The 8,372-nt window shown below is 50.2% G+C and carries 7 protein-coding genes; all 7 read left to right on the forward strand.

Annotated elements, in window-relative coordinates; all coding sequences use genetic code 11:
* Positions 1-530: 530 nt before the first annotated feature.
* On the forward strand, positions 531-1,334 hold the full coding sequence (locus GS601_RS05180) for an ABC transporter permease (protein ID WP_162422220.1): 804 nt from the start codon (positions 531-533) through the stop codon (positions 1,332-1,334).
* Between the two features lie 212 nt (positions 1,335-1,546).
* Complete coding sequence (locus GS601_RS05185) at positions 1,547-3,343, forward strand: ATP-binding protein (RefSeq protein ID WP_202924865.1); 1,797 nt, start codon at positions 1,547-1,549, stop codon at positions 3,341-3,343.
* Between the two features lie 223 nt (positions 3,344-3,566).
* On the forward strand, positions 3,567-4,175 hold the full coding sequence (locus GS601_RS05190) for a DUF3177 family protein (RefSeq protein ID WP_162422192.1): 609 nt from the start codon (positions 3,567-3,569) through the stop codon (positions 4,173-4,175).
* Positions 4,176-4,301: 126 nt separating this feature from the next.
* On the forward strand, positions 4,302-4,601 hold the full coding sequence (locus tag GS601_RS05195; RefSeq protein ID WP_162422193.1) for a DUF7734 family protein: 300 nt from the start codon (positions 4,302-4,304) through the stop codon (positions 4,599-4,601).
* Between the two features lie 260 nt (positions 4,602-4,861).
* Complete coding sequence (gene glmM, locus GS601_RS05200) at positions 4,862-6,352, forward strand: phosphoglucosamine mutase (RefSeq protein WP_162422194.1); 1,491 nt, start codon at positions 4,862-4,864, stop codon at positions 6,350-6,352.
* A gap of 330 nt (positions 6,353-6,682) precedes the next feature.
* Positions 6,683-7,054, forward strand: coding sequence for a hypothetical protein (locus GS601_RS05205; protein WP_162422195.1), 372 nt, complete (start codon positions 6,683-6,685; stop codon positions 7,052-7,054).
* 156 nt (positions 7,055-7,210) lie between these two features.
* Positions 7,211-8,182 carry a hormogonium polysaccharide biosynthesis glycosyltransferase HpsE gene (gene hpsE, locus GS601_RS05210; RefSeq protein ID WP_162422196.1) on the forward strand — a complete coding sequence of 324 codons (972 nt, stop codon included), beginning with the start codon at positions 7,211-7,213 and terminating at the stop codon, positions 8,180-8,182.
* The last annotated feature ends 190 nt before the right edge of the window (positions 8,183-8,372 follow it).

Here is an 8,372-nt window from a genome sequence, read left to right on the forward strand (position 1 = left end):
AAATGACACATGTTATAAGCAGGACTTACGCACTGAGTGATACCAAATTAATCTGTAAATGCTATAGATGTGCGACCTCCCCCAACCTCTCTTTAGTCAGGAGGGGAGCCGGAAAGTCCATCCTGACCCAGGGGGGATGCCGTAGGCAGGGGGGTCGAGGATCTGTCGCCGTGAAAAATCAATTGGGTATGACATCACGACATTGACCTTAAACGACACGAACCCAATCTGTCGCGATACTGAACCGAGACTTAACTACACAAACAAGATTCGTCACGACACAAACAAGATTCGTCACGACATAAACAAGATTCGTTACCCCCGGAACCTTGTTCGTAACGACCTACGGATGCACTGCAACATCTGCAACGCTTTTCGTACGTCCTGTTGAAATAAATACCTCAGGAAAATTGGCTGAACTGGGAAAATTGGCTAAGCCAGAAAAATGTGAAGCGCTTTTTAAAAATCCCGGTATCGTGTTGGTGTGATGCCCTTTGGCGTATCTCCCCACGACAGAATTGGAACCCGCCATGAATAAAAGTGCAGTAACTGGTGTTGGTAGCACCGTCGGACGAATTGGCGCGATCGCCACAAACGTTTTTCGAGAGGTGATCCGCGATCGCATTCTCTATCTGGTTGGCTTTTATGCGTTGGCAATGCTTCTCGCCTACCGATTGTTGCCCGAAATTGCTGCCGCTACCGAGAAGAAGATTTTGCTGGATCTCGGACTCGCTGCCATGGCGGTATTGGGTCTGATCGTGGCAATTTTTGTGGGCACAAATCTGATCAACAAAGAAATCGAGAAGCGCACCGTGTTTGTTTTAATAGCAAAACCCGTGAGCCGCGTTGAATTTATCATCGGCAAACACTGGGGCTTGTCTGGCGTGCTTGCCGTTTTAGTCACCGCCATGACGGCGATCAACCTGGCGATTTTGTATGTTGCCAAGGTTCCGTTTTCCGTGCGGGATCTGTTAATTTCGTCGAGTTTCCTGTTTTTGCAACTGTCGCTGATCACTGCGATCGCGCTTGGCTTTGGCGTTTGCACCAGTTCTCTCTTAGCCACGCTTTTCACCTTCGGTGTTTTCTTGATGGGGCAGTTTAGCCAAGATCTTGTCAAATTTGGCAAACTCGCTAAAAATCCTTCAATCGAAGCGGCAACCCAAGGTTTATATCTCGTGTTGCCCGATCTCTCGCGCCTCGATCTTAAAAATCAGGCGGTTTACAATCTAATTCCGACCGCAGATGTGCTGGTTGCCAACGCGAGTTATGCAGTGTTGTATATTGTCTTTGTTCTCGCGATCGCAGCGCTGCTGTTCTCAACGCGCGAGTTTTAACTTCAGAATTTTCTTCACACAGGGCGTTTATTAATAAGGGTTTATGAAGCCACTCTCTAGACTGTCCTAAGGCATCGGTAGATCTCGGTAGGATGGGTCAATAGTTGGTCTTGTCTTGAATGTGTCCATGCCTTAAGCCGTCCGTGATTATGAATTTGCATCGCCATCATGCAATTCGCGAACCTGCAATTGAGTCGTCTTTGCAGCAAGTCATGCTTAGAATCAACGCAAAGACTGACCCGCTCGCCGCCGACCTTTGGATCGAGCGCTATCTCAATAAGCTTCGCCTCCGGCTAGATGATGTCCTTAGTGGTGCCGACGAGATCCCTGAACCCCCCGTGTCATCCCTTGAGGAGGAAGTGTTGCAGGTGTTTGTCGAGGAATTGAGCCTGGGGTTAGATGGAACTACGATCGCCATTGCCAAACCAACCCCAGAGCCAGATCAATGGGCGATTTGTCACCTCTCAACTGCCCCTGTGCCCCACCGCCCTCTAAGCGACCTGGCTAGCCAATCGCTCTCCCTCGAAGGCGGTTGCCGTTTCACCAGTGCAGAGTTGGCGCTTTTAGAGCAAACCCAAGGGCAAACTCGGTGGCATCTAGGAGATCGATGGGGCGACATCGGGTGGCTGATCGCGGCTTCGGCGACAGGCAGCGCAGACCCCAACCCGACCGAACCGTTATTTCTGCACCTGCGATCGCATCTCATTGATCGAGCAATCGAGCAGGTCTTGCCAGTGGTGCGTCAGGCAGCGCGATCGCACCGCCTAGCTCAACGCTGCCTCTCGCTTCAAGCCCACAACCGAGAACTCATCCAAACCAGCAAACTTAAAAGTGAATTTCTAGCAAACACCAGCCACGAGATCCGCACGCCGCTCAGTTCTATCCTAGGGTTCACCCACTTGCTGCGAGAGCAGGGCTACGAGGTCACTAATCTTCGTCACCAAGACTATCTCAAAATTATTCTCAGTAGCGGTCAGCATCTCCTGGCGCTCATTAATGACATTCTGGATCTCTCTAAAATTGAAGCCAATCAGCTAGATTTGCAGAAAGAAGTCACCGAGGTGAAGCCCGTTTGCCAAATTGCGCTTAAGCTTGTTCACGAAAAAGCCAGCGATAAAGGGCTTGCCCTCAAGCTAGAGATTTCGCCCGACGTGACAAGCATCGTTGCTGACCCGTTGCGCCTCAAGCAGATGCTTTTTAATCTGCTCTCCAATGCGCTAAAGTTTACAACTCGCGGCTCTGTCGGTCTCACTGTGCAACTGATCAGCGGCTATGTCCAGTTCACCGTTTGGGATACCGGCATCGGAATTTCTGAAGAGCAGCAGCAGCTTTTATTTCGTCCCTACATGCAGCTAACCAATGCGAGTCGCGGCGAAGGGACAGGGCTAGGGTTGGCACTGACCCAGAAACTAGCCGAGTTGCACGGTGGATGGGTCAGGGTAGAATCGATGATCGAGCAAGGATCACGCTTTACGATCGCACTGCCCCTCACCGATCTAGCTCATCTTTCCGACGCTCTAGAGCCTTCTCCAGCCTTTGCCCCATCGTCGCGGCTCCCGGTTGCGCCTGTTTTGTTGGCATCGCCGCCCAGGGTCAAGCCACTGTCTAACCCGTCTAACCCGTCTAACCCGTCTAACCCCGCCCACTCGTATCATATTCTTCTAGTCGAAGATAATCTTCACAATGCTCGACTGATGATGGCTTACCTGGGCAAGCTGGGCTACGAAGTTACGTGGGCGAAAGACAGCCGCGAAATGTGGCAATTTCTTCAGCGATCGCTGCCTACCCTGATTTTGATGGATATTAATCTCCCAGGAGTAGACGGTCTGACGCTCACCCGAGAGCTTCAAGCTCAAAAACGCTATCAGTCTATTCCGGTAATTGTGCAAACGGCGATGGCAATGAAGGGCGATCGCGAACGATGCCTAGAGGCTGGAGCCAGCGATTATGTCTCAAAACCGATCGATTTAGCTGGGTTGGCAGCTACGATCGCGCAATTTGTCCAATAAAATCACAATATAACTACAGGCTTGATGAGTCTAGTCTTAAGATTGAAGTCTTGCATATCAGAGTCTCAAACCTTGAAAACAACAACCAAGCCGATTTCTTTGTCTCCCACCTCGGTTTGCACTTCAGATCAGCAAAGGCTCCATTTTCAACCTTTCCTTTATACTGAATAGGCTGAACTGCCAACTCTGCTTTTCATGCCCTGCCCCTCATCCCTCGATTTCTATGCAGACCGCCCCTTTTTGGTTATCTTCCCTCGCCTGGACTGACTACCGCCTAGCCATCTTATTCACGGTCGCTGTCCCGTTGGTCTTGCTGATTTGGGCATTCACGCAGCGATCTGAGGCAATCCAGCGCTTGCTGATCATCTACTGGCGGGTATCAAGCTTGCTTGCGATCGCGGTCTATCTGCTAATTGGGGCATTTCCCATCGGGTTTGCAGCGGGGTGGCTCGCTCGAATTTTGATGCCAATTTCCCTCTGGTTTTGGGCAGACCTCAACGAAGAAATTCGAGACCAGCCATCTAGCCCGTTGCGGCTCTCGCTCACCTCATGGCGATGGGCAGTCTCAATTTACTGTGTTTTAGGGGTTTTAATTCAAATCCCGACGTATTTGCGGTGCGCTCTGCTCTCAAGTCAACAACTCGTTTCAGATGCGTCGTGTAGTGTGTGGCTGGCTCCGCCGTGGCTGTTTCGCGAATACGTTCATGCCGGAGCTAGACCTTACTTTTTAGGATTTTTAGGACTGATTGGTTTAGGAATTTATGTGCTGTATTTGGGATATTTTGTGTTTTTCCGCTTAGGCAAACGTAAGCGATCGGCGATGGGAAACTAAACCTAATCGTTTGACTCTAGTGATTTGACCTTTTTGCTTAACCTTTTCAATCTTCTAGCTTTTATCCTCTGTTTAAAGCTTACTTTAGTTTGAAATTGACCTCCTCGTAGCCAGTTCATGCCTCTCATGAATACTCCCATTGGCGATCGCTTAGAGCGATACACAATCAAGCGCCCAAATGAAGTTTTGCTGGCGTCTGTTCGAGTAAACGGACAACCAGATCAAGTGGCAATCTTTAAAGGATTTTCAAGTTCGTTAATGAATCCAACCTCGTTCGATCCAGATGTTCCTGTGTTACCAGATCATGCTGAGATAGAAGCAGTAGATCGGTTGGAAAGCCCCTACAATCCGAATGCTCCTCGATATATCGAGCAGGGGTTGAGTTGGGATGCGTTTGAGCCGTTGTTAACCGCAGCAGGGGTGTAGCGTCGGGCACTCTTAGGCAAAAATTGCGTCGCGGTACACTGCTGCTACGGGCTGCATACAGCGAACGTTTGATGGCAGGACTTACGCACTCGCCCCCTAAATCCCCCAAACTTGGAGACTTTGATCTCTTGCTCCCCAAAGTTGGGGGTTGGGGGGCAAAATTGCGTTTGAGTGCGTAAGTTCTAGATGGTTGATTTAACGTGTTGTGTGATTTGACGTGTTGTGTGATTTGACGTGTTGTGTGAGGAAGACAATTTTCTATGGTTTCATTGCCCCAACAGACTGAGGCAACCAGTCCTTCAGCTTCCCGCTTGAGCTTGGGAATGCACTGGGAAACGCTCAACTTACCCACTTCTGCGCTGTTTGGCACCGATGGCATTCGAGGAAAGGCAGGGGAGTTGTTAACCGCCCCTTTAGCGATGCAGGTTGGCTATTGGGCAGGGCATGTCTTGCCTCTCTGCGGCGCGCACCTCACAGCACCTTGTTCTGCTGTCATCCTGGGTCAAGATTCGCGCAACTCTAGCAATATGCTGACGATGGCACTGTCCGCAGGGTTGACGGCATCGGGGCTAGAGGTGTGGGATGTGGGCTTGTGCCCAACTCCGGTCGTTGCCCATTTAGCCGCAACTACCGCCGCGATCGGGGGGGTAATGGTGTCTGCTAGCCACAACCCGCCCGAAGATAACGGTATCAAATTTTTTAGTGCCACTGGCGCGAAACTTGAGCCAGAGCTTCAGCAGCACATTGAAGCGTGTTTGCGGGGAGATCTAGAAACGGTCTCTGTGGCGCTAGGCGGTGCGCTGGGTGCGGCTGATCGCCCGTGGGGCAAATATTTTCACCGTCCTGAACTTGTGAATGACTATTTAGATGCCCTTCAATCACCGCTCAAAACGCAAACCGAGTGCCCTCTTGCAGGGTTAAAAGTTGTGTTAGATCTGGCGTGGGGAGCCGCTACCCGCCATGCCGAGCAGGTCTTTCGAGGGCTGGGGGCAGAGGTGGTTTGTCTGCATGAAACACCCGATGGCGATCGCATCAATGTCAACTGCGGCTCTACCCATCTCAACCTGCTCAAGGCTGCCGTTGATCAATATTCCGCCGATCTAGGATTTGCCTTTGACGGCGATGCTGACCGGGTTTTAGCCGTAGATAGCCACGGAAGAACGGTTGATGGGGACTATATTCTTTACCTGTGGGGGCAAGACCTGCTCAAGACTGGCAAATTACCCGGAAATACGATCGTGGCTACGGTCATGTCTAACCTGGGATTTGAGCGAGCTTGGGGAAAACTTGGCGGTCATTTGGTTCGTGCGGCGGTGGGCGATCAGTATGTCTATGCCGAAATGGTGCGCCGGGGCGCAAAGCTGGGCGGCGAGCAGTCGGGGCATATTCTCTGCCCTCACTACACGGTGAGCGGCGATGGGTTGTTGACTGCGCTGCACCTCGCGCACTTGGTGCAGCAATCTGACGCGACGCTGGCAGAACTCGTCGATCGCAGTTTCAAAACCTATCCGCAAGTGCTGAAGAATGTACGGGTGGACGATCGGGTACGGCGGTTAGGGTGGCAAGCGTGCGATCCGGTGATGAATGCGATCGCGCAAGCTGAAGCCGCGATGGGTGATCAAGGTCGCATTCTCGTGCGGGCGTCTGGAACCGAACCGGTCATTCGAGTTATGGTCGAAGCCGAGAGTATGGAACTCGTTACCTACTGGACAGACCACTTAGCGACCTTGGTAGAACAGCACTTGGCTTGACCTCATAGCAAGCCCAGATAACTCTAGTAAATTGTCAACGTTGAGTCGATGGGGAGATGGGTGGATGAGTCGATGGGCTAACTTCCTTCCCGACCCATCCACCAGCTACTCCTACCGATTTCAAGGAGCGTTTGCTCAGAGTTTATAAAGTGCTAGTTCTCGACCTTGATCAAACGCCAGCGATCGCTAACGTCCGTTTTTCGCGAATTGGAATTAAAACGTTTTGTTACACTGCTTATTTCTTCTAAACCAAAAATCTATCCCAAGGTATACTTTTCAAAATTCCAATATTTTTGATGAAACGTTACAACCCTTTGGGAGAAAGAGCCTGTGCAAGAAACAACCCCTCTGCACCTAGAAACTGAGATTAGTAGACTGACCTGCGCTCTAGCAACCCGCAACGCTGACATCGGTAAATCTATCATTGTTGGGCTTAGATGCCGACTCACGTTGCGAGATGTTGCAGGCATTGTGGTCATCAGCTTAGAGCGCCTTGTGTGGTCAGATCCTGTCGCGTTTTGCTGGGCAGTCGAACAGGTCATTCCAGGATATGTGATGAGAGAAATTCGCCGCATTACAACAATGACGCTTTATCAGCAGCTTATTCATCAAGGTCTAACCCCTGGAGAAGATTTTAGTATGGATGCAAAAGGGTTGGTGTTGCTAGGCAATCAGGACGCTAAACCCGATCTCTGCGCCTAGTTGAGGCTTAAATCAATTCTTAGAGACACTTGGATGACTCTTTGTGTCTCACTTTTGGCAACTCGCCAGAGTTGTGTAAACCAAATCGTGCTCAGAAAGCCGCAAACCCTTCTCTTAAATTGGGCAACATAAAGGTGCAGAATTTGTACCAATGCTATGTCTTGCTCAACAGATAGGTTAGATTTTACTGTTGCAATTCGGAGCTATAACAGCGCAGATAAACTTCTAGCAATCCTTGAGCAGTTGCGGCTACAAAGCCATGTTGAAAGCATCTGCTGGGAAATTGTCATTGTAGATAACAACAGCACAGACAATACTGCCGAGATTGTCAAGCAATACCAAAGCGATTGGCATCAGCCATGGGAACTGCGATACATTTTTGAGCCAAAGCAGGGAGCCGCGATCGCGCGTCGTCGGGCGATCGAAGAAGCAAAAGGCACGCTGATTGGCTTTCTGGATGACGACAACATCCCTACCCTGACGTGGGTTGCGGCTGCCTATACCTTCGGGCAACAGCACCCCAAAGCAGGCGCATACGGCAGCCGCATTTTACCCCAATACGAAGTCGAGCCACCTCAAAATTTTGATCGTATTGCTCACTACTTGCCCACCATGGAACGCAAAGACAGCTTTCGCTATGATTCTCACAAGCGAGGGCTGCCGGTTGGTGCAGGGTTAGTCATTCGCAGGCAGGTTTGGCTAGATCAGGTGTCACCTCATCAAATTGTTCAAGGTCCCGTCGGCAACGGTTTTGCGCTCAAAGGTGAAGAAACGGAAGCCCTATCTCACATTAAGCTGGCAAACTGGGAGATTTGGTATGCCCCAGATATGACAATCGTGCATCAGATCCCTCGGTGGCGGCTTGAGCGATCGTATCTGCTCAATTTCTTTCGCACGATTGGTCTTAGTCAGCACCGTTTTAGAATGCTGCGATTTCAGCCTTGGCAACGCCCGATCGCATTCCCTTTACTCCTAGTCAATGATCTCCGTAAAATCTCTCTCTATTTCCTCAAACATCGCACAATTCTCTCAACCGATCTCGTTACTGCGTGCGAAATGCAATTTTTTCTCGGAAGGCTATTTAGCCCCTTCTACATTTGGGCGCATCTCATCACTAAATCTAAATAAACACTTTTTGGGCTGAAGCTATTCTCTTCATTCAAAAAAGATAGTAATTGAGATGTCTTATTGCGCTTTATTAGCTGATGCTCAAGCGGCTAATAACTGAATAGATCTCAAACAACCTGAGTTCGGGTTAAGCCGGGAGCAAGAGATTGTCGTTGATCGCAATCGACGGCTTCTTCGGTTGGTGGCAGTA

It is taken from the genome of Myxacorys almedinensis A, assembly GCF_010091945.1.
GTDB classification, from domain to species: Bacteria; Cyanobacteriota; Cyanobacteriia; order Leptolyngbyales; family Leptolyngbyaceae; genus Myxacorys; species Myxacorys almedinensis.